The organism is Paenibacillus sp. NPDC056579, from assembly GCF_042793215.1.
Lineage (GTDB): Bacteria > Bacillota > Bacilli > Paenibacillales > NBRC-103111 > Paenibacillus_S.
This window is the reverse complement of sequence record NZ_JBHTVD010000013.1, coordinates 162916-185355: the sequence shown is the minus strand read 5'-3', so window position 1 is coordinate 185355 and position 22440 is coordinate 162916. Positions and strand designations below refer to the sequence as shown.

The 22440-nt window shown below is 54.0% G+C and carries 21 protein-coding genes; 14 read left to right on the top strand and 7 right to left on the bottom strand.

Translation table 11 applies throughout. The annotated features are described in order from the left end of the window. Positions 1-104 precede the first annotated feature (104 nt). From ACFQ88_RS34030 to ACFQ88_RS34020, 3 genes are all read right to left on the bottom strand, one after another. Entirely contained in the window at positions 105-1463 is a 1359-nt protein-coding gene (locus ACFQ88_RS34030; RefSeq protein ID WP_379461637.1) for an ABC transporter substrate-binding protein, read from the bottom strand. Between the two features lie 266 nt (positions 1464-1729). Then, positions 1730-2305 (bottom strand): permease, encoded by a 576-nt coding sequence (locus ACFQ88_RS34025; protein WP_379461635.1) that lies wholly within the window; start codon positions 2303-2305, stop codon positions 1730-1732. A 108-nt stretch (positions 2306-2413) separates the two neighbouring features. Continuing rightward, positions 2414-3013, bottom strand: coding sequence for a TetR/AcrR family transcriptional regulator (locus tag ACFQ88_RS34020; RefSeq protein ID WP_379461633.1), 600 nt, complete (start codon positions 3011-3013; stop codon positions 2414-2416). A gap of 225 nt (positions 3014-3238) precedes the next feature. Between ACFQ88_RS34020 and ACFQ88_RS34015 the strand changes: the two genes are divergently transcribed. From ACFQ88_RS34015 to ACFQ88_RS34005, 3 genes are all read left to right on the top strand, one after another. Next, positions 3239-3904 (top strand): DNA-3-methyladenine glycosylase family protein, encoded by a 666-nt coding sequence (locus tag ACFQ88_RS34015; RefSeq protein WP_379461631.1) that lies wholly within the window; start codon positions 3239-3241, stop codon positions 3902-3904. A gap of 17 nt (positions 3905-3921) precedes the next feature. Further along, entirely contained in the window at positions 3922-4242 is a 321-nt protein-coding gene (locus tag ACFQ88_RS34010) for an MGMT family protein (RefSeq protein ID WP_379461663.1), read from the top strand. 234 nt (positions 4243-4476) lie between these two features. Then, a complete protein-coding gene (locus tag ACFQ88_RS34005) occupies positions 4477-5286 on the top strand; it encodes an ABC transporter ATP-binding protein (protein WP_379461629.1) in 810 nt (269 codons plus the stop codon). Between the two features lie 21 nt (positions 5287-5307). Here ACFQ88_RS34005 and dapA read toward each other — a convergent pair whose 3' ends face one another. Further along, on the bottom strand, positions 5308-6177 hold the full coding sequence (gene dapA, locus ACFQ88_RS34000; RefSeq protein WP_379461627.1) for a 4-hydroxy-tetrahydrodipicolinate synthase: 870 nt from the start codon (positions 6175-6177) through the stop codon (positions 5308-5310). A gap of 343 nt (positions 6178-6520) precedes the next feature. On the opposite strand from dapA, the gene ACFQ88_RS33995 reads away from it, so the two are divergent. The 4 genes from ACFQ88_RS33995 (at position 6521) to ACFQ88_RS33980 (ending at position 11741) form a co-directional block, all read left to right on the top strand. Then, positions 6521-7435: a LysR family transcriptional regulator gene (locus tag ACFQ88_RS33995; protein WP_379461625.1), complete on the top strand. Its 915-nt coding sequence runs from the start codon at positions 6521-6523 to the stop codon at positions 7433-7435. A 461-nt stretch (positions 7436-7896) separates the two neighbouring features. Then, positions 7897-8892, top strand: a complete 996-nt coding sequence (locus ACFQ88_RS33990; RefSeq protein WP_379461623.1) for a LacI family DNA-binding transcriptional regulator — start codon at positions 7897-7899, stop codon at positions 8890-8892. Positions 8893-8896: 4 nt separating this feature from the next. Beyond that, entirely contained in the window at positions 8897-9826 is a 930-nt protein-coding gene (gene rbsK, locus ACFQ88_RS33985; RefSeq protein ID WP_379461621.1) for a ribokinase, read from the top strand. 640 nt (positions 9827-10466) lie between these two features. Further along, complete coding sequence (locus ACFQ88_RS33980; protein WP_379461619.1) at positions 10467-11741, top strand: purine/pyrimidine permease; 1275 nt, start codon at positions 10467-10469, stop codon at positions 11739-11741. Positions 11742-12055: 314 nt separating this feature from the next. Here the strand turns inward: ACFQ88_RS33980 and ACFQ88_RS33975 are convergent, their stop codons facing one another. Continuing rightward, a complete protein-coding gene (locus ACFQ88_RS33975) occupies positions 12056-12475 on the bottom strand; it encodes a universal stress protein (RefSeq protein WP_239631073.1) in 420 nt (139 codons plus the stop codon). A 400-nt stretch (positions 12476-12875) separates the two neighbouring features. Between ACFQ88_RS33975 and ACFQ88_RS33970 the strand changes: the two genes are divergently transcribed. From ACFQ88_RS33970 to ACFQ88_RS33945, 6 genes are all read left to right on the top strand, one after another. Next, entirely contained in the window at positions 12876-14486 is a 1611-nt protein-coding gene (locus ACFQ88_RS33970) for an ABC transporter substrate-binding protein (RefSeq protein WP_379461617.1), read from the top strand. 18 nt (positions 14487-14504) lie between these two features. After that, on the top strand, positions 14505-15494 hold the full coding sequence (locus ACFQ88_RS33965) for an ABC transporter permease (protein WP_379461615.1): 990 nt from the start codon (positions 14505-14507) through the stop codon (positions 15492-15494). Beyond that, positions 15491-16315 (top strand): ABC transporter permease, encoded by an 825-nt coding sequence (locus ACFQ88_RS33960; RefSeq protein ID WP_379461613.1) that lies wholly within the window; start codon positions 15491-15493, stop codon positions 16313-16315. Before ACFQ88_RS33965 ends, ACFQ88_RS33960 begins: the two co-directional genes overlap by 4 nt. A 51-nt stretch (positions 16316-16366) precedes the next feature. Beyond that, a complete protein-coding gene (locus ACFQ88_RS33955; protein WP_379461611.1) occupies positions 16367-17290 on the top strand; it encodes an ABC transporter ATP-binding protein in 924 nt (307 codons plus the stop codon). After that, the gene (locus tag ACFQ88_RS33950) at positions 17280-17915 is read left to right on the top strand and encodes an ABC transporter ATP-binding protein (RefSeq protein ID WP_379461608.1); all 636 of its coding nucleotides are present in this window, start codon (positions 17280-17282) and stop codon (positions 17913-17915) included. Before ACFQ88_RS33955 ends, ACFQ88_RS33950 begins: the two co-directional genes overlap by 11 nt. 241 nt (positions 17916-18156) lie before the next feature. Then, positions 18157-18735 (top strand): TetR/AcrR family transcriptional regulator, encoded by a 579-nt coding sequence (locus ACFQ88_RS33945; RefSeq protein WP_379461606.1) that lies wholly within the window; start codon positions 18157-18159, stop codon positions 18733-18735. Between the two features lie 98 nt (positions 18736-18833). Here ACFQ88_RS33945 and ACFQ88_RS33940 read toward each other — a convergent pair whose 3' ends face one another. After that, positions 18834-19256, bottom strand: coding sequence for a universal stress protein (locus ACFQ88_RS33940; RefSeq protein WP_379461604.1), 423 nt, complete (start codon positions 19254-19256; stop codon positions 18834-18836). A gap of 149 nt (positions 19257-19405) precedes the next feature. Further along, positions 19406-20290: a helix-turn-helix transcriptional regulator gene (locus tag ACFQ88_RS33935; RefSeq protein WP_379461602.1), complete on the bottom strand. Its 885-nt coding sequence runs from the start codon at positions 20288-20290 to the stop codon at positions 19406-19408. A 135-nt stretch (positions 20291-20425) separates the two neighbouring features. On the opposite strand from ACFQ88_RS33935, the gene ACFQ88_RS33930 reads away from it, so the two are divergent. After that, positions 20426-22384 (top strand): glycoside hydrolase family 127 protein, encoded by a 1959-nt coding sequence (locus ACFQ88_RS33930; protein ID WP_379461600.1) that lies wholly within the window; start codon positions 20426-20428, stop codon positions 22382-22384. Positions 22385-22440: the final 56 nt, after the last annotated feature.

The following is a 22440-nucleotide window of genomic DNA, read 5'->3' as shown; positions in this document are numbered from 1 at the left end:
ATGACTGGCTCCGAAGGAACTCCGAAATCAGAAAGAGGCTGCCAGCAAAGGCAGCCGCGTTTGAACTTATGGTATTCTTGAGCTGCAAGCAAGCTCATCCGCAGTTATTGATCCTCGCTGTAGCCTCCTTTTTCTTCTGCGGCTCTAGTATTGGCAATTGCTTTATTGGCAAGCTCGTTAGCCATTCGCAGCGCCGTGACGGTGTCTTTGGATTCCTGCAAAATTAAGGGCTTCCACACATAATCGATTTGATTATGCGTAAAGATGTAGGCTAACCCCGGTTTGCGGGAAGGTGACATGGCATTCTCCAACGCAAAAATCGATTGTACGTTCTTGCCCTGGAATTCCCGCAGGTCTTGCCCGAACGCCTGATGAACCGAAGGATCCGTTGAAGGGGTCATCAACCCTTGCCGGGAAAGCCTCATTTGCATTTCCGGCGATAAAATATACGAGATCACTTGGAACGCAAGGTCTTTATGCTTGGACTGGTTCGTGATGAACATGGCTGTGCTTTGAGGCTGAAATTTGGATTTGGGGGCTTCCGGAAACACCGGAACAGAGGTGAAATCCCAGTTCAGGTTCTTGTTCTCGTTGGCCCATCTGGTAACGATATCGACCGTATCGATGGCCATAGCTATCGACCCTTGGGCGAAAGCATTCGTTTTGACCAACTGATTGCCGGGTATATCATAAAAACGCCTAATGTTATTGGTGATTTTGGTCCAATTATCCGATGATAGAGTGGCTTTATTGTCATTAGGATCAAGTGAGGGCTCCGACAGCTGGTTCCACATCATGTAATGGGAAGGATTAACTTGGAAACCCTTATAAGTCACGTCCCCGTCCTGCTGCGTTAGCTTTTTGGCCAAATCATAGGCTTCATCCCAAGTCATTCCCGGCTTAGGGTAATTGACGCCGAATTTATCGAAGATGTCCTTGTTATACACCAGCACCCATTCGGCAGAGCTGTATGGCAGCGAATAAAGCTTTCCATCTGATGAGTTAACCGATTGCTGCAGCATCGCTTGGTTTAATTTGCTTGTATCGAAGTTGTACTTCTTGACCAACTCGCTCATGTCATACTGCAAATTATACCTGCGGACCTCCCGGTATGTGTTGCGGGCGGAATCATCGATGACAATATCGGGGACGGTACCCGCTGCAAGCAGGTCTTTAAATTGCCGTCCCGGATTATCCCATTGAATATGCTTAAACTTGACATCAGGGAACTTCTTGGCAAGGTGTTGACCGATATGCTGCTGCCAAGTTTCTTCCTTAATATAAAATTGCGGCCATACCGTGTAGATCAGCAGTTCGTTTTCGGAGGAAGACGACTGCTCCTGAATCGTATTTGTGGAAGGGTCGGTCGATGCAGTTTGCCCGGGTTCCAGTTCCGCACCGCTCTTGCAACCCGCCAGCATTATGAGGCTCATGATCACTGCGCAAAAGCTTTTTATTTTCATACCTTCACCACCTGTTTAATAATAATGGAATAAATTTATCTTAAACGGCGGCTAGTCGATTGATAATTCTAAAATCTTAAGAAAGGTGGATAATTTTAAAACAAGAAACTTAAAGGTAACCAGAAGGTTAGCCATCACTAGTGCTCAATTATGCCTTCTCTGTAGAAAAATCGAAAGAATAACGTACTACTTCACATGAGTCTTGAAAAATATATCAAAACCAGGTCGATATGATTTGATATCGGCCTGGGTTTTTACCTTAAATTTCACCCAACCCCAAGCACATCGGTAACCAGCGATAATAAAAGCAGCACTCCCATAGCCCCGCTAGCCGTAAGTGCCCATGATTTCATTTTGCCATGGGTGTTCTTCAACAGCGACCGCGCATACAGAAGGAAGCCCGCACCTACCAAAACAAGCTCCAGCACCATGCTGACACCCGGAAACTGCCACAAACCGAAGCCGAGCAGCGGCAGATTGCCAAGGTTGCCGGGCAGCAGAGGGAGGTCCATGCGGTGCACGATCAGATCAAGAAGCCAGTGGCTAAAGACGACCGCCCCGATCACAAAACCGCTGCGCTTGCCCCAAAATCGTCTTGCCAGCAATCCGGCGAGCAGCGTAATAAGTAAGGCTCCTACCAAGGAGTGCGTGTAATCGGCGTGGATGACGCTTCCCCCGTAGCCTTGGCTGCCTTCAACGGGCTCAATCGTTTCCACCCCCGACAAGAAGAGCGGGACGAACGCGACATCAAGCAGCTGGGTACCCAACATGAGTGCCCAGAGAGGCACTTCCGGCGTCTTGGCCTTCACAACGGCGGCTAATCCGAAATGGCCAGCGAACATCTTACATCCCTTCCTTTCGTTTCATCGAACGAGTCTTTGCATCCAACCATCCGCATCCAGCGGTAAAAAGAATCACGAACAGCAAAAAGCTCATGTGTCGCTCACTCCTTATTTTTCTTGGGTGGGAAGCTCCCTACCGCCTTGCTTCATCGTCTGAATACCTGCGATAAACGTATCGATAAGCAGACGCAGGCTAACGTCGAGATCAAGAGGGATGCCAAAGCCGCCCCGCTGCTCCAAGGACGCGAAGCCGTGAAGAATGCTGCGCAGCCCGCGCACGGCATGAATTGCAGCATCGCCCTGCAGATCGTACGCGTTCAGCACGCGGATAGCAAGATTGACAATATCGCTGCCGACTCGCTGCACATCAGGATCATTTGGATCCGGAGCCCGAAGCGTGGCATCATACAGGCCGGGATGGGAGCGGGCGAAGGCTACGTACGCTGCTCCTATCGCACGAACGGCATCATCACCTGAACGACCGACCGCCGCTTGGGTAGTAACGCTGAGAAGCTGCTCCAATCCGTAGACGGCAAGCTTGGTGCGAAGCCCGGGAAGTCCGTGGACGTGATTGTATAGAGAGGGGGAGCGAATATTTAACTTTTGCGCTAAGGAGGCCAAGGTAACTTCTTCGATGCCATGAGTGTCGGCCATTTCCGCAGCTGCTTGTAAAATTGTAGGTAAATCAAGTCCGATTCTCGGCGACATAACGGATGCTCCTTTTGACTAATCAAAAACTAATAACGTTAGTTTTATAATAACTAATGATATTAGTTTTTGCAAGAAGTTTTTTCTATAAATAAAATTACGTTAAGGTCAAGCTCTTGATACACGATTGTGACGACTAATATAATAGAGAAAATAGCTCTTGGGCTTGACTAGGATTGCTTTTAAGAACGGGAGCAAAAATACGGTTGGGAAGGTGGAAGCGCAATGAACTATACGTTCGATCTGCATCCTAAGGAGTCAAGGGTCCGGCAGCTGAGTCTCATGGATCCCAGGTTTGCCGAGCTGGCCGAAGTCATCGGGTCAATAAAAGTGCAGGAGCGTACGGATGGCTTTGAGTTTTTGGCAAAATCGCTTATCGGGCAGCAGCTTTCCGTCAAGGCCGCAGATACTATATGCCGGCGCGTTGAGCAGAACCGCGGGATTACAGCCGATTCGATGCTTGCGGCTCAAGAAGATGATTTGCGTACCGCTGGTGTGTCCAGACCCAAGATCTTTTATATTAAAGGGCTCGCGCAAATGGTCAAGCAAAATGAACTCGATTTTCAGTCCATGAACGGCATGAGTAATGAGGAAGTTTTGGACCGGTTAATGAAGGTGAAAGGGATCGGGCGTTGGACGGCCGAGATGTTTTTGATTTTTTTCCTTGGCCGGGAGGATGTGCTGTCTCTAGGGGACGCAGGGCTTCGCCGCTCGGCTCATTGGCTGTATGAAGGGGAGACGGGGAGCAGCCCGACGTCGCTGGAGCATTACAGCAACCAATGGAAGCCTTACCGTACAGTCGCGTGTTTGTACTTGTGGGAGGCTGTCAATCGCGGGCATGTCGGGGCCGGTAGTTTTCGGGATTTCCAAAAGGAGCTTGCAAAGGATTAAAGAGGCGGATGAATACGTTGACACCATTTACGAAGCAGGTTATCGGGATTATAAAAGGAATACCGGAAGGCCGGGTCATGACGTACGGGCAAATCGCAGAGCTGGCCGGAAGCCGCAGAGCGGCGAGGCAGGTCGTAAGGATTTTGCATTCATCGAGCAAAAAGCACGGTTTGCCATGGCATCGGGTAGTCAATGCCAAGGGGGAAATCGCGATTCAGGATGACGAGTCCCGGTTTTTGCAGACGGTTCTTTTGCAAAATGAAGGGGTTGAGGTGGACGAGGAGGGCCGTCTCGATTTGGCGAGCGCACAGTTTCATCCGGATTGGAACGGGGAGTAAGATGAAAGCGGAGCTTTTGGCTTCCGACTGATGTGGAAGGACACAGTTCAACGGTAGCGGGTCGCAGGTACGAAGCTAGTTAGCATCACGCCAAAGGAGAGAACAGGGCTAGGGCTGCGGCGGAAAAAGGGGATTCCATCCTAAGAAGGTCTAGCCGAAAAAGTCCCCGGTATGGTATGCTATTTAAACATCAGATGATCAGATATAGTTAAGACGAGTGGGGAGGAAACCAACATGAAATACATGATCGATTTGCAAAACATAACGTACCGGCGGGAACAAAACGAACTGCTGCGAGGTATCGATTGGCAGGTTCGTCCCCGGGAGCATTGGGCGATTCTCGGTCTGAACGGCTCCGGCAAAACGACGATGCTCAATATCGTGAACGGATATATTTGGCCGACGACCGGTAAAGTATCCGTGCTGGGGCATGCCTACGGGGAGGTTGATCTGCGCGAGCTGCGGATGTCGATCGGCTGGGTGAGCTTGTCGCTGCAGGAAAAATTGTACCCAACCGACAAGGCGGAGCAAATCGTCGTGAGCGGCAAGTACGCGACCATCGGCTTGTACGAAAAGCCGGACGAGCAGGACTGGGAGCGGGCGATGCAGCTGATGGAGCAGATGCGCTGCATGCATTTGAAAGGGCGGCAGTACCAGACGTGCTCCCAGGGGGAAAAGCAGAAGCTGCTGATCGCCCGGGCGCTCATGAGCTCGCCGAAGCTGCTGATCTTGGACGAGCCGTGCAATGGGCTCGATTTGTTCTCGCGGGAGGCGCTGCTCGAAGCTATCGATCAGCTGGCTCAATCTCCGGATGCGCCGACGCTGCTATATGTGACGCATCATACGGAGGAGATTCTGCCGATCTTCCAGCATGCGCTGCTGCTGCGCCGGGGCGAGGTATTCGCGTCCGGGCGGGTGAGCGAGGTGCTGACCGAACCGAGCTTGTCGAGCTTCTTCGAGTCGCCCGTCGAGGTGTTGAACCGGGAGGACCGGATTTGGGTCCTCCCGAAGCAGACGCGCCATGAGCTGCTGGCGCGGAAGTGACCTGCATGACGGCCGGGCGCGTCATGCATAAGGCTGAAGCTGCTGCTGCAGCTTCGCGCCGATAGGCGTCATCGGCAAGCGGAGCGTGCCGCTGGCCAGGATCCCTTGCTCCGCGAGAAGCCATTTGAGCGGAGCGGGGTTCGGCTCGGCGAACAGCAGCCAGATGAGCGGCAGCAGTTCGTCGAATTGCTCCTTGGCTTCACTCACACGGCCTTCCGTGAAGCGGTGGTACAGCTGCACGAACCGCTCGGTGCGGATGTGAGCGGAGGCGAGCATGCCGCCACGGGCACCGCAGCAGAGCGATGCGAATAGATAAGCATCCTCGCCGCACAGCACGGGCTTCGAGCCGGTGCGCGACAGCTCCGAGACGAGCTGAATGCCTCCCGAGCTATCCTTCATCCCGATAACCCCATCCATATCCAAAATGGTGCGAACGGTGTCTACCTTCAGCGCCACTCCCGTCCTAGCGGGAATTTCGTATAAAATGACCGGAACCCCCACCTCGGCGACCCGTTGAAAATGCGCTATGATCCCTTGCTGCGAAGGTTTGTTATAGTATGGAACGACGACAAGGACGGCGTCCGCTCCGAGCTTGCCTGCTTGCTCTGTTTTTTTCACAGTGGAAGTCGTATCGTTCGTGCCCGTGCCGAGCACAAGCGGAATCGGCGCCGAGCCAATGGCTGCTTTGGCGGCACCGGCCAGTGCCCCCATTTCTTGTGCGGTAATGGTAGGCGACTCTCCGGTCGTTCCGTTGACGACGAGACCGTGAATTCCGCTGTTAAGCAAGTGGACCGCTAGCGTATGGAACGATTCCAGGTCCGGTTCTCCGTTCGGGTGAAACGGGGTGACGATAGGGACATAAACGCCTTGAAGCTGCTGTTCGGTTAGCATAGGAATGACCTCCTGAAGATTTTTTTTGTGATGGAAAGTTAGCGCGTTACGTGTAGCAGGAAGCTGCACTGAAGCGCGTTACGTGAACATAAAATTGTTGCAAATTGCGATTCCGGTGTGATACACGAAATTGTAATGAAGTCCAAGATTTCATCTGCAAGGCAAAGCGAGAAAGAAATTGAATCGGCAAACCCGACATAATGCGATAAACCTGGCGCGAAGCAGGAAACTTATGCGATGAACGATCCGCCGTACATCAACTGTAGCATGGATTTCATTATCACTGTTAGCTATAATAAATGATAGTGTACATCAATAATTTTGATGATGGAGGCGAACGGTGATGGATTTAACCTACATGCGCACGTTCCGCGAGGTGGCGCGCAGGCAGAGCTTCACGCGGGCGGCGGAGGAGCTCGGCTACGCGCAGTCGAGCGTAACGATGCAGATTCAGAAGCTGGAGCGCGAGTACGGCGTCCCGCTGTTCGAGCGGTACGGCAAGCAGCTCCGGCTCACGCCGCCGGGCGAGGCATTGCTCAAGCTTGCGGTGCAAATGCTTGAGCTGTACGACCAATCGAAGGAATCGATTGGCAACCAGGTCAGCGGTGCCGTCACGATCGGCACCATCGATTCGCTGGCGGCCTACTATTTGCCGCCGTATTTGCAGCAGCTGAGGCAGCGGTTCCCCGGTCTCGGCATCCAGCTGCTGCCCGACAGTGAGGCGGCGTTGGTCGCCAAGGTCAAGGAGGGCGACTACGACGTCGCCCTGCTGCTGGACCGCGCTCCGGCCGACGTCTCGCTGCGCAGTATTATGGTGCGCGAGGAGCCGCTCGTGCTGGTCGCGCCCCCCGGCCATCCGCTGACGGAGGCGGCGGGCGACGTCCGGCTCCATGATTTGGACGGCTGCGAGCTGATCGTGTCCGAAGGCAGCTGCCTGTACCGCAGCACCTTCGAGAAGGTGCTGAAGGACCATGCGGTCGCCTACCGGATCGGCTTCGAGCTGGGCAGCCTGGAGGCGATCAAGCACTGCGTGATGAGCGGCCTGGGTATCGCGCTGCTCCCGCGCATCGCCGTAGAGGAGGAACTGTCACGGGGAAGCCTGGCCATGATTCCGTTCTCTCATCCGGACATGCGCTTTTATTTACAGCTTCTCCTGCATCCGAAAAAATGGATGTCGCAGATGCTGCTAACCTTCATCGGCTTGCTGACCGGTGAAGATGCCGCGACCGTCGGTAAGCAGCTTCACAGCCAGCAATAGCCCCGCGAGCTGAGGCGCCAGGGGACATGCGTTTTTACTTGCAGCAAAAAAACCGTAAAGCTTGTATCTCCAATTTTAGCTTCTCCATGCCCAAACCAGTAATAATTCCCCTTAAAATCAAACGCGTACCAAGCCGCATTTCATCGCTATAAGGCAGCCGTTAGAATTTTAACCGCTCAGCTTCCTTTTCCATTATCGAGAAGCTGAGCGGTCTTTTTTGCCTAATTATCAATAGTTTCTTTGTTGACAAGTTTCGACTTATAAACTACTATGTAATTGCACAATGTGTAACCGGTTACACATAACATCATAGAGATTATGGGTTATTGCTCGCTTTACATATAAATACTGCATTATTGAGCTTTACACCTTATGGTCCTGCTTATGTAACGGTTTACATGATGGCGTGCGATTAAGGCTTTGGCATGTGCCGGTTAACCGGTTACATATGGAGGTGGCCCGTGGCAACGATCAAGGATGTCGCTAAATTGGCGGGGGTTTCAGTAGCTACTGTATCCCGCGTAATAAATAAGAACGGCTACGTGAATGATGGAACGAAGGTTAAGGTGGACGAGGCGATCCGCAAGCTCCAATACGAACCGAATGCCATGGCTCGCGGGCTTGCCACCAGGAAGACAGAGACGATAGCGCTCATCCTGCCTGATATTTCGAACCCCTTTTTCCCTGAGCTGGCAAGGGCTGTCGAGGATGTGGCCCGGACGTACGGATACACGGTCATTCTGTGCAATTCGGACAGCGAAGCCAACAAGGAGAAGGAATATATCCATATTTTGAAGCAGCGGTATATTGACGGGATTTTGTTCTCATCCCATTCCCTGAAGGCGGAGGACGTCGAGCTGATGAATAAGGAAAACATTCCGTTCGTCGTGCTGGACCGCGCTCCGGTGCAGGTCGACTGCCCGGTCGTCCGTTCGAAAAACTTTGAGGGAGCGCAAATCGCCGTGCAGCATCTGCTCGATGTAGGCTGCAGCAAAATCGCCCATATTTACGGACCGCAGGAAATTGCTACGGCACGAGAGCGTCTGATGGGGTACGAGGATTCGGTCAAGCATTTCGACTGGTTTACCCCGAGCCTGCTGGTTGAGGGCGATTTCAGCATTGAAGGCGGGAAGCGGGCTGTCGAGCTGCTGATGAGCCGGCATCCGGATGTGGACGGTATTTTTGCAGGCAATGACCTGATGGCATTGGGCGTCATGAAGAAGCTGCATCAAATGGGCATTCGGGTGCCCGATCAGATCGCGCTCTGCGGCTTTGACGGCATTCATCTTACGACGATAACCGAGCCGGAGATGACGACGATCGCCCAGCCGATCTACGACATCGGGATGCTCGCTACCCGGCTGCTGATCAAGAAGATCGAAGGGACATCCGAGAATAACAGGGTTCATGAATTCGATGTGAGGCTAATTCCAAGAGGATCTACAGAAAGGAAATGAGCGTATGGTACAACCGAATATTGTGGTGATCGGGAGTTTGAATATGGACATCGTCGTGAAGGTATCCCGGTTTCCGCAAGCAGGGGAGACGATAACAGGAGAGGAAGCCCATTTTATCCCCGGCGGCAAAGGAGCGAATCAAGCGGTAGCCGCTTCCCGTCTGGGGGCGCGGACGACGATGATCGGCGCTGTCGGCACCGACTCGTTCGGCCGCTCCTTGCTGGAATCGCTGCAAAGCAATCATGTCGCCGTCGACGGCGTCAAACGCATTGACCAGGCACCGACAGGGGTAGCTTCCATAACGCTCACCCCTTCCGATAATGTCATCGTTGTCGTACCCGGTGCCAATGCGCTCTGCTTGCCCCAAGATATTCAGCAAATCGAGCAGGTGATCGAAGAAGCCGATGTACTGCTGCTGCAGCTGGAGATTCCTTTGGAGACGGTGATTTATGCGGCGGAGGTAGCCAAGAAGCACGGGAAAATGGTCATTTTGAATCCGGCACCGGCCCGCCAGCTTCCGGCAGAGCTGCTGCGTAACGTGGACTGTATTACCCCGAACTTATCCGAGCTGGAGCTGCTGACGAAGGTCGATACCTCGAAGCAGGGGCTGCAGGTAGCGATGGATACCTTGCTCGCAATGGGACCGGCTAGCGTAGTTACGACATTGGGAAGCAGAGGCTCTGCATGCAAGCGTCAAGGGGAACAAATGAAAATAATTGAGGCGCATAAAGTCCCTGTCGTAGATACGACGGGAGCAGGCGATGCCTTCAATGCAGGGCTTGCGTATGCGCTGGCTTCAGGCAGCAGCTTGTACGAGGCGGCGCAGTTCGCGGGTCATGTATCTGCATTGGCTGTAACGAAGTTCGGCGCTCAGGAAGGAATGCCGACATGGCAGGAGGTCAAAGCATTCGAAACGAGTTCTGCAGGCCAATAGCTGGAGTGTCTCCTCCTGCAGGACAAGCGGGTCCGTCAGACTAATAAAACCAGAACACCGCGGCATCCATAGCTGCAAAAGCCCGTGAATCGATGGCGCAAGGCATCGGGCCGAACGATTCGGCCCGGCATAGCAGCGCATCAGATACAGGGATTGGAGCCTGGCGATGATATCAAGTGATCGCTTCCAGGCCCGCATGACCCTGACACGAGACACGACTTTGCTTTCTTAAGCGAACGTGTCACGCACAGCGTATGGCAGCAGCTTAAATGGCTAAGGCATTTTTCATAATGAGAACATCATGTAAACGTAAGGAATTTTTATCGGCATCTCGGGCTTCTAGTCTTTGCGCTGGCGCAAGCAACGACGGTGATTATCGAGACAAATACCGTGCCAAACCAGCTGATCAGAAGCCTGTGTAGGTTTCCTCCAGCCTTTTTGGTTATCGCCGCTTGATCGCTCGCGCACGTAATGATCCAAATGAGGCAGGGACATGCTAAAGATAGACAGCCGCAATAAATGAAAGCAAACGGATATTGGAGATGTATTAGGTTGGAGATGAAAGAAAAGCAAGGAAAGCAAGTTCCAGCAAGGGAAGCAAGAGCGTCAGCATCTAGGCTGGAACGAGGGGATAGGGGCCTTGCAATGGCTCGTTTTTTTATTGGCCAATGCGGTTACGCTGCCGATTGTTATCGGACAAATTTACCATCTGCCCTCCGATGAAGTAGTATCCCTTATGCAGCGGACGTTTCTTGTAGCCGGACTGGGCTCGTTTTTGCAAGGGTGGCTTGGCCATCGTCTGCCCGTGCCGGATGGGCCTGCAGGAACCTGGCTCGGGGTTTTTGCTATATTGGGAGCCGAGGTTGCGAAGCAAAGCGTCGGAGGAGCCTATAATACGCTGCAAGTATTGGAGACGGGCATGATTACCGCAGGCGTCATGCTGCTCCTGTTTGTCGTGACCGGGCTTACGGCGAGAATGATGTCTCTGTTTACGCCTCTTGTAACCGGCTCGTATTTGCTGCTGCTCGGGCTGCAGCTGGGAGGCGTCTTTTTGCAGGGGATGCTCGGACTAAGCGCCGACCAGCCGCATGTGGACGCGGTTACAGCCATTGTATCGATCGACGTCTTTGTTCTGATTCTCTTTTTATCGATTAAAGGCAGAGGCTGGGTCAAAAATTATGCGGTATTCATCGGCATCATACTGGGATGCATCCTGTACTACGCCCTTGGCAAAGGCTCTGGGATGGGGGCTGACGCCAGTATCGGCATGCCGCAGCTATTCGCATGGGGAGCACCCCGTTGGGACACGGGGATCGTCATTTCTTCAGCCATCATCGCCTTGATTCTCGTGTCGAATACAATAGCCAGCATCGCAGCGATGAAGCAGGTGATGCCGGATTCCTCGGGCGGCGAAGAGGAACCGGATCCGAAGGCCGTGAGCCGGAGCGGGGCGGTCGGAGGGGTCATTCAGCTGCTGTCCGCGCTGTTTTCTACCGTCGGAACCGTCCCGCTTTCGAGCGCCGTAGGCTTCGTACGCATGACCGGGCAGACGAAGCTGCGTCCTTTTCTCATCGCGTGTATCCTCATGGCAGGCGTAGCCTTCGTGCCCATTCTGATCCGTCTGATGGCGCTGCTGCCGAGTCCGGTAGCTTACGCCTCCGTCATGGCGTCCTTCGTCAATCTGGTCGGCGTAGGACTGCAATCCATCGCCAAGGACACGCTGGATCAGCGAAGAACATACATCCTCGGTATTACGTTGTTAATCGGCAGCGGCTCGATGATTTTGCCGGCATCCGTTTTTGAAACGATGCCTTCGGTGTTCCGCTATGTGTTCGGCAACGGGCTCATTCTCGGTACCATCATTGCGATCGTCATGGAGCAAATATGGAAAGAGAAGCGGAAGGCGGTACAGTGACGGATAATGGCAATTCATAGATTGTTGTCGCTGTATAGGCAAACAGGACTTTGCAATTTGATCGGGCATTATCAACGGCTTCCTTTACAGGACGTGCTTGTGGTAATGTCTTTTTCTTTGATAAATTGAATTATCAGCCTGTTATTTTAATAAAAGCATCTGACAAGTAAGCCTTTCTTCCATTTTAATCAACACAAAAACACCTCCACGACTATAGCCATATCAGCCGACATGGTTACAAAGTTAGGAAGGTGTTTTAACCGTCTGAATTTTTGGATCAGCAAATACTCCCCGCAACGAAGCCCTCCGCCTCGTTATTTCACAATAAGCACGGGAATTTGGGAATGCTGCACGACATGATGGCTGGTGCTGCCGAGGAACAACTCGTCAATAGCCGTATGTCCTCTGCTGCCGATGACGATCAGATCGACACCGTTTTTCAGGGAATACTCTATAATCGTTTGGGCGGGACGGCCCGTAAGGATCGTGGATCTGCACCGGGGGATATCGGCTATAAGCTCCCGCAGCTCATCTTCGACCGCCTGCTCGTGCTCGTAGTAGTTTTTTTGCAGCATGGGGGTGCTGATGACAGCTTCGCCGATAATGACAACCGGGTTTTGGTACACATGGAGCACCTCGATCTCCGTATCGTTTCCGGCCAAATGCGGAATATAGGTCAGCGCTTTTTTGGACTGATCGGAGCCGTCATAAGCTACCAAAATGTGAGAGAACATAGCAAACACCTCTTTTAACGTGTAGTAGATAAAAGGATAACCGTGAAAAAATACCCGCTCGTAATAACCTCTCCTATCCAGTGCCTGTTTATTCCACTTAATAAGGTTTACCCTTTCGCTGCAGCAGTGTCACACCTCGGCATTGCGGCTCGATATCGATCCAAGAGAAGCAGCTCCTGGGATCATCTGACATGATGCATGCAGGGCTCCGAACGGTTTGTCCTCTTCCACTCCCGATGGCCTTAATTGAACAAAGGAGAATATGTTAGGGTGATGTCAGAAAAAGTTTCAATTAAAGGATGACGGTACAAGGGATGTGTGCTACAATTTCAATAATTCGTGTTACTGGAGAATCTTTCATAAAAAAAGCTTAGGATAAGGAAAGAATAGGGGAGAGAGCATGCTGAAGCAAAGTTCCATTCGCTTAACCATCCTGTTGGCGCTCATCGTATCCGTGATAGCGGCAGGATGCTCGCAAACGCCAAAAGAAAGTGCAAACGCAGCCAAAGAAAAAGACCAGCTGGTTGTAGCGGTCGGCGCAGAGCCGGAGGGAGGCTTCGATCCAACGACGGGCTGGGGACGTTACGGTTCCCCGTTATTTCAAAGTACGCTTTTCAAATACGATGACAAAATGAGCGTCGTTAACGATCTGGCAACCGGCTATGAACTAAGCGCGGACGGCTTGCTCTGGACGGTCAATATTCGCAAGGATGTGAAGTTTACCGACGGCAATCCGTTAACGGCGGCAGACGTCAAGTACACTTACGAAACGGCGGCAGGCAGCGGATCGGCGATTGATTTGAGCAATATGAAAAGCGTCGACGCCGTCAATGACACCACCGTCAAATTTACGCTGAAGGAGCCGCAATCGACGTTTCTCCAAATGATGCTGGCGACAGGAATCGTGCCGAAGCACGCCCATGGCAAGGATTACAGCCAAAAGCCGCTCGGGAGCGGGCCTTACAAGCTCGTGCAGTGGGATAAGGGTCAGCAGCTCATCGTCGAAGCGAATCCGGATTATTACGGTACAAAGCCGTACTTCAAGAAGCTGACCTTCTTGTTCTTGACGGAGGATGCGGCGTTCGCGGCGGCCAAAGCGGGTAAGGTGGATGTCTCCTACATTCCTGCGGCATTCAGTAAGCAGCAGGTGCCCGGCATGAGGCTGGAAGCCGTTCGTACGGTAGATAACCGCGGCATTGTATTCCCGTATGTGAAATCCGGAGGCAAAACGAAGGACGGGTTCCCTATCGGGAACGACGTAACATCGGATATCGCGATCCGCAAGGCGATTAATACGGCGCTCGACCGCAAAGCTCTCGTGCAGGGCGTATTGGAAGGACACGGCACGCCTGCGTTTACGGTCAATGACGGCTTGCCTTGGTACAACCCGAGCTCTGTAGTACCGGATGCGGATCCGGAATCAGCGAAAAAAATGCTCGCCGACGCTGGCTGGAAAGACACGAATGGCGACGGCATTTTGGATAAAGGCGCGCTTAAGGCGGAGTTCACGCTGCTGTACCCGTCCAATGACGTGACACGGCAATCTCTAGCGATTGCGGTAGCGGACAAGATCAAATCCATAGGGATTAACATTAAGGTGGACGGCAAGAGCTTCGATGAAATCAAAAACCTGATGTATTCCAGCGCCGTCCTGCTGGGATGGGGAAGCAACGATCCGACGGAAATGTACAATATATATAACAGCAAGTACGCAGGTGTGGAATATTACAATCCAGGGTATTACAATAACCCGGCGGTTGACGACTATATGAACAAGGCATTAAGAGCTACCAATACGAAGGATGCAATGGAGTTTTGGAAAAAAGCCCAATGGGACGGCACGACCGGCTTGAGCGCCAAAGGGGATGCGCCGTGGGCATGGCTCGTTAATATCGACCATTTGTATTTGGTAAAGGACAATCTGGATATCGGGAAGCAGCGCATTCATCCGCACGGACACGGCTGGCCGGTTACGGACAATATTGAAGAGTGGAAATGGCGGAATGAATAGGAAGCGGGGTTCGTTAGCATGTTCCGAAGCTTGCTGAAGTTTTTTATGCAGAAAGCGCTCAGGCTGATTCTGCTGCTTGCGGCCATCAGCTGCGTTTCGTTTCTGCTCGTCAGCCAGTCCCCGATCGATCCGGTGCAGGCCTATATCGGTGCCGATGCGATGAAGGTATCCCCGGAGCAGCGCGCGCAAATCGCCGCGCACTGGGGGCTGGACCGTCCGCCGGCCGAGCGCTTCCTGAAATGGATAGCTTCGATGGCGCAGGGAGATATGGGCACGTCGATGATCTTTCGCCGCCCGGTAACGGAAGTGATAGCCGAACGGTTCGTCAGCTCTGTAGTGCTGATGAGCGCCGCGTGGCTGCTGTCGGGGCTGATAGGGTTCACGGCGGGAGCCGTTGCCGCCATGAACAAAGACCGCTGGGTCGACAAAGCGATCAAATGGTACTGCTATATGCTCGCTTCGACACCGACCTTCTGGATGGGGCTGCTGCTGCTCATCGTGTTCGCGGTATGGCTCGGCTGGTTCCCGATCGGGATGGGCGTTCCCATCGGGGTGCTGGCGGAGGAAGTGACCTGGCAGGATCGGCTGGTTCATATGATTTTGCCGGCATTGACGCTAAGCGTTATCGGGATTTCGACCATCGCCTTGCATACGCGGGAGAAGCTGGTAGCGATATTATCGAGCGACTATATTTTATTTGCGAGAGCTAGAGGAGAGAAAAGATTCGGCCTGTTCTGGCGCCACGGCCTTCGCAATGTGGCTCTGCCGGCAATTACGCTGCAGTTCGCCTCGTTCAGCGAGCTGTTCGGTGGCGCGGTGCTGGCTGAGCAGGTGTTCTCCTACCCTGGACTCGGGCAAGCAACCGTAGAGGCGGGTCTTCGCGGAGACGTGCCCTTACTGATGGGGCTTGTATTATTCAGCGCCGTGTTCGTATTTACAGGCAACCTGCTCGCCGATCTCCTGTATCGGATTGTCGATCCGAGAGTCAGAGAGGGGCGGGCTGTATGATACGATTGAATCGAAGACGGCGGACGGCAGCGATGACGATGCTGGCTGCGGCTCTCCTGGTATCAATTCTCCTGGGAGGGCTTCTAACAAGCAGCGAAAGCATCAACTCGCACTTGGAAATCCGCAACCAGGCTCCGTCATGGGACCATCCGTTCGGCACCGACTGGCTCGGGAGAGATATGTTCATCCGGACGCTGAAAGGGCTTGTCCTTAGTATCGGCGTTGGGATGACCGCCGCAGCCGCCAGTGTGATCATTGCTATGGCTCTCGGGTTGGCGGCAGCTACGATGGGCAAAGCCGTAGACCGGGCGATCAGCTGGCTGATCGATCTGTTCCTCAGCGTCCCCCACCTTGTTACGCTCATCTTGATAGCGTTCGTATTGGGCGGCGGGGCCAAGGGCGTCATTATCGGGATTGCGTTGACCCACTGGCCGAGCCTATCGCGTGTCATCCGTGCAGAGGTGATGCAGCTGCGATCCGCCGATTATGTGCAGCTATCGAGGCATTTGGGCAAGTCCAGGTGGTGGATCGCAACCCGGCATTTGCTGCCTCATCTGACCCCCCAATTTGTAGTGGGGCTGCTGCTCATTTTTCCCCATGCCATCTTGCATGAAGCGGCCATTACGTTTCTAGGCATGGGCCTGTCGCCCCACCAGCCGGCGATAGGGGTTATTTTGTCCGAGTCGATGCGGTATTTGTCGACGGGCATGTGGTGGCTGGCGTTTTTCCCGGGCATTTGCCTGCTGCTTATCGTTCGAGCATTCGACGTGCTGGGCAGCAACCTGCAGGCGCTGCTAGATCCGCACAAGGCTCATGAGTAAGCGGCATTCAAACATAGAATGGAACTTGTTGAACAGGGAGGCGGAAGGAACATGAACGCATTGGAAGTAGACGGCCTCTCCGTATCCTTTACGCAGTATACCGGGGGGCTGAAGCAGCGCACGGTCCGGGTCATTCACGATCTTCATTTGACGATTCAGGCAGGGGAAATCGTGGCGGTTGTCGGCTCCAGCGGCTCGGGCAAAAGTCTGCTCGCGCATGCGGTGCTGGGCATTCTTCCTTCGAATGCCGTAATGACCGGGAGCATCCGCTATAACGGAGAGGAGCTGACGGCGGAGCGGGCGGCCGCATGGCGGGGACGGGACATCGCCCTGGTGCCGCAATCCGTCACCTTCCTCGATCCGCTGATGCGGGTCGGAGCGCAGGTTCGCTCGTCCGTGCGCGAGGGCGATGCGGCGGCCAAGCAAAGGGCGGCCTTCGAACGGTTTCGGCTCGCCCCGGACACGGAGCGCAAATATCCGTTCGAGCTGTCCGGCGGCATGGCCCGGCGAGTGCTGGTATCCACCGCAACGGTAGGCGGCGCGCGGCTGATCATTGCCGACGAACCGACGCCAGGCCTCGATCCGGCCGTGGTGCAGGAGGCGCTCGACGGCTTACGCGAGCTGGCGGACGGCGGCTGCGCGGTCATGCTGATCACGCATGACATTGAATCGGCGCTTGCCGTCGCGGACAAAGTAGCCGTGTTCTATGCGGGAACGACGGTGGAGGTAGCGCAGGCAGGCGATTTCGCCGGGAGCGGCTCCTCGCTGCGGCATCCGTATTCGCGTGCGCTGTGGAGAGCGCTGCCGCAGAACGATTTTGCGCCGATCCAGGGCTTTCAGCCGCACCCGGACGCGCTGCCTCCCGGCTGTCTGTTCGCGCCGCGCTGCGCGAATGCAACGGACGGCTGCGGCGCAGCAATGCCCGCCATGCAGGAGCTGCGGGGCGGAAGGGTGAGGTGTATCCATGCGACTTGAGGCACGAAATATCGGCTTTGGCCACGAGAAGGGCGAGTGGCTGTTCCGCGGCGTCGATCTGACGCTGGAGCCGGGCGAGATCGTCGGGCTGACCGGCCCGAGCGGCTGCGGCAAAACGTCGTTCGGCCGTATTCTGGCCGGCTACGAGCAGCCCCGTGAGGGCTCGGTGCTGATGGACGGCCGACCGCTGCGGCCTAAAGGCATTCATCCGGTGCAGCTCGTCTTCCAGCACCCGGAGAAAGCGGTCAATCCGCGCTGGAAGATGGACCGGATGCTGCGCGAGGGCGCGGAGCCCGATGCCGAGCTGCTTGCAGCGCTCGGCATCGAGCGCGATTGGCTCACCCGCTGGCCGAACGAGCTGTCCGGCGGGGAGCTGCAGCGCTTTTGCGTGGCGCGGGCGCTCGGTCCCGGGACGCGCTATCTTATCGCGGACGAGATGACCGCGATGCTCGATGCGATCACGCAAGCGCAAATTTGGCACGCGGTGCTCGACACGGCTCGCAAGCGCAATATCGGCATCGTGGTCATAAGCCACGAGCACAAATTAATAGACCGGCTATGCAGCAGGGTCATAGACGCCCGCAGCTGGCGGGCAAGAGGAAGCACGGCACCGGCGGAACGGTGACCGTGCTTTTTTTGCCGTCCGCGAATCCGGTGGATTGGGTTTGGCTATAGCTGCAACGTGACGATTAGAAGGATAATGAAGTGTTCAAGCAATAAAATGATTGAACTTAAAGGATTTTAAATGGGCGGGAGCGAAATGAACAGCATAAGGCTGCAATGTGTTTCCGGCTGGAGGGTATTGACGATAACAATGGATCGCCCCACAGCGGATTGACAGCTCAGCAAACGAAGGAGTCATGACCATGAGTGAGGAAACATACGGAAGAATCGTGGACACGGCCTATAAGCTGATAGCGGAGCATGGGCTTGATCATACAAGCATGTCGATGATTGCACGGGAAGTGGGCATATCCAAACCGGCCATTTATTATTATTTTACTTCCAAAGATGTGCTGATTGATGTATTGTTCGAGGAGCTGTGCAAAGAGATGGGCTTTGCGAAAAGCTTCGCCGTTTCCGATTATACGGAGCACAATTTTCGAGATAAGCTGCTCGAGGACGGTTTCCACATGATTAAGGAGCATCAGGAAAATCCCCATTTCTCCCGTGTTGTCAACGAGTTTCTAACACTATGCTTGCGCAATGACACATATCGCGAGCGTATTCAAGCTATTACGAAAGGGTTCGTCACAGGCTTCCAGGATCTATTGCAGCAAGGCGTGGAGCTTGGGGTGGTGTCTGGGGAGCGAATTGCGGCCAAAGCGCAGCTGCTGACGGTCGTTATCGACAATATCGGCAATTTCATGGTGATGGGATACGATTTTGAGAGTGATTACGAGCAAATTTGGGCTGAGGCAGTTCACAACGCGCTGAATCGTTGATTTGATTTGGAAGGTTCTTCAGCAGCGGGCCGTATAAAAGGAAGAGCACTACACCGCGAATGCGATGTAGTGCTTTTTTGGCTATTTCCCATTTATTATTATTTCACGATAAGTACGGGAACCTTGGCGTTTTGCACAACGTTATGGCTGACGCTGCCGAGAAACAGCTCGCGAATCGGTCCGAGACCGCGGCTGCCCATCAGGATCAAGTCGCTGCCTTTGTCGTCGGCGTGCTTAAGAATCGTTAGAGCGGGCTGTCCGTACTCGACGAGAAACTCGGCTTCGACTTCGGCCGGAACCAGCTGCCGCGCTTCATCGACGACGGCTTGGATCAGCTTGGGATCGATCGTGACCGCAGTTCCCATGACATAGGATACGTCCTGGACAATATGCAGAACATCCAGCTTGGGCGCGGTATCGTGGTGAGACGAGGTCTCCTTGACGATCTCGACCGCTTTGGTCAACGCTTTCTTCGATAAGTCCGATCCGTCGTACGCTACTAGAATGTTGGAAAATAACATGGAAACCACCTCCGATAAGGATACGATCGTTGCTTGATAAGATTGGATTGCGACTAGTTAGATGCGAGTAGAATTGCCGGATGAATGGTTGCTTTCACACCTTCATTATATCATAGCTGTAGCGAAAGATGTCGAAATTGTCAGAAAGTTCACACATGGAACCGTTTCCTGTATTGCAGCGGAGATACTCCGATTTTATCCGTAAAACAGCGCGAGAAGTAAGCGGCATAATGAAAACCCGACCGATCGGCAATGGCCGAAACCGGTAGATCCGTCGTAAGAAGAAGCAGCTTGGCCTGTTCCAGCCGGTAGTGCTGCAAAAACTCCATCGGCGTACATTGATACACGGTCTTCATGCACCGGGTGATGTAGTTCGGGTGAAAATGCAGCGCTTCGCCAATAGACGCATTGGTCACATCCTCTCGAAAATGCTGCTTGATGTAGGCTTCCGCTTGTTCGGCGACGATTCTTGCCGGAGTCAGGCTTTCCATGCGCTGTCCCTCGTCCGCCAATCTTAGCAGCCGGAGAAACAGCAGCTGCCGCTCCCAAAAGGCGTGGGACCGCTTCTCGGCGGACATGGCGTTCAGCTTGCCAAACAGCTCATAGCCTTCTGAAGGCACAGGCAGGGTCCAATGCTTGGGAACGCTGATCACATGTGACGGCTCGGGATGATATTCGCGGCTATCCCCAGGCTCCGGAAGGAAACCTGCGTCTTGACTCGGATCGGCCTCCGACTCCGTCCAGCTTCCCGCGGATTGGTAGTGAAGCCAATGAAACGTCGTATCTTCTGCGCATGGGGCTGCCGAGTAATGATACCGGTCCGGTCTAAGAATGAGCATATCCCCTGGCGCTAGCTCCCAAGCGGTTTCTTCTTCTCCGATGAACAAACGGCCCTTCTCAACAAGCAGCAGGTCGAACACGCCGAGATTCGCTCTATTCGGATGCTGGTCGCCCGGCCGGTATACGGCAGTTCCGCATTCCAGGAAAAAAGGGAGCGGGACGGGGGCGTAATGAAGGTAGGAAAAAGAGGGCATCGATCCTCACCTCAGGTTCAAATAGTATAAAAACAATGTGAACAGGATCGTATTTTCATCTTATTTTATCCGATATGATGGGAAGAGGAAAGGGTTCAATTTTACATATTATCAAGAAAGGCGAGTGGCGGTGAAATGAGTTGGAGCAGCAGACAAATCCCTTTGAAGCAGGTACGGGTGGAGGACGGTTTCTGGTCGCCGTATGTCCGATTAGTGAGAGAGGTCGTGATCCCTTATCAATGGGAAGCATTGAATGATCGGGTTCCCGGTGCGGAGCCGAGTCACGCCATCAGCAACCTGCTGATCACTGCAGGCAGGAAGAGCGGGGAATTCGGGGGCTTCGTCTTTCAGGACAGCGACATTGCCAAATGGCTGGAGGCCGTCGCTTACAGCTTGTCTACGCACCCGAACGAGGAGCTGGAGAACATAGCGGATCAGGTTATCGAATGGATTGCCGAAGCGCAGGATGATGACGGCTATTTCAATACGTATTTCATAGTCAAAGAGCCAGGCAAGCGTTGGACGAATTTGACCGACTGCCATGAGCTGTACTGTGCCGGCCACTTGATCGAAGCCGCGGTGGCTTATTACCACGCTACGGGAAAAACCCGCTTTCTGGAGATCATGAGCCGATTTGCGGATTATATCGGTACGGTATTCGGTACGAAGCCGGAACAGATCCGGGGCTATGACGGCCATCAGGAAATAGAGCTTGCGCTGGTGAAGCTGTACGAAGCGACCGGAACGGAGGCATATTTGCAGCTCAGCCGATATTTCATTGACGAGCGCGGCGGGAAGCCGAGCTTTTTCCATCAGGAATGGGAGCAGAGGGGGCAGACTACCCATTGGAGACCTGGGAAGGTGCCGCCGACGAATTTAGAGTACCACCAAGCCCATCTTCCCGTACGGGAGCAAAAGGAAGCGGTGGGCCATGCCGTGCGCGCTGTCTATATGTATACGGCGATGGCGGATCTTGCGGCGTATACAGGCGATTCGACCTTGCTGGAGGCTTGCCGTACGTTGTGGAGCAATATCGTTCAACGGCAAATGTACATCACCGGGGGCATCGGCTCTACGGCGCATGGCGAAGCATTCAGCTTCGACTACGATTTGCCGAACGATACTGTCTATGCGGAGACCTGTGCGTCGATCGGACTAATTTTCTTCGCCAACCGAATGCTCCGTCTGGAAGCCAAGGGGCATTATGGCGATGTATTGGAGCGGGCGCTGTACAACAATGTAGCGGGAAGCATGTCGCTGGACGGAAAGCATTACTTCTATGTCAATCCGCTGGAGGTTTGGCCGATGGCCAGCGAGGGCAATCCGGGCTGCAAGCATGTGAAGCCGGTCCGGCAGCCTTGGTTCGGCTGCTCGTGCTGCCCGCCGAATATCGCCCGCCTGCTGGCCTCTCTCGGGGAGTACATTTACACAAGCAGTAACGATACTATATTCACTCACTTATATATTGGCAGCGAGGCTCAGACAACTTTGGGGGCGGCGCAGGTGAAGCTGAAGCAGTCATCGAACTACCCTTGGGAAGGCCGTATTCAGCTGGAGGTAACACCCGAGGAAGCAGCGGAATTCACTGTGGCGCTGCGTATTCCCGGATGGTGTCAAGGAGCTGGTCTTCATATTAACGGCGAGCCTCTTGCGATAGAGCAGATTGCCGTTGACGGGTACGCATACATCCGAAGAAGGTGGGAGGCCGGAGATACCGTCGTGCTGGAGCTTCCGATGAGTGCACAGCTGGTCCGTTCCCACCCGAGGGTGCGTGCCAATGCAGGAAAAGCGGCTATCCAGCGCGGTCCGCTTGTGTACTGCCTGGAGGAAGCGGACAACGGCGGGCTGCTGCCGGCCATCCGGCTGAATGCCGGGACCAGATTTAGTGAGCGGTATGATTCCGAGCTGCTGGGAGGCATCGTCGCGATCGAGACAGATGCCGAGCGTGAAGACGAATCGGCTTGGAACACTGAAGCGCTGTATGGCACGGACCGGAAACGAACGGAGTCTCATAGGCTTCAGGCGGTACCGTACTGCTTGTGGGGGAACCGGGGACAAGGGGAGATGGCAGTGTGGATTCGGGAAGGCAGTTGAGTATGATTTTGCTCCAATAAACCAGAATAAGAGGGTACGCTTCAAAAACTTACATT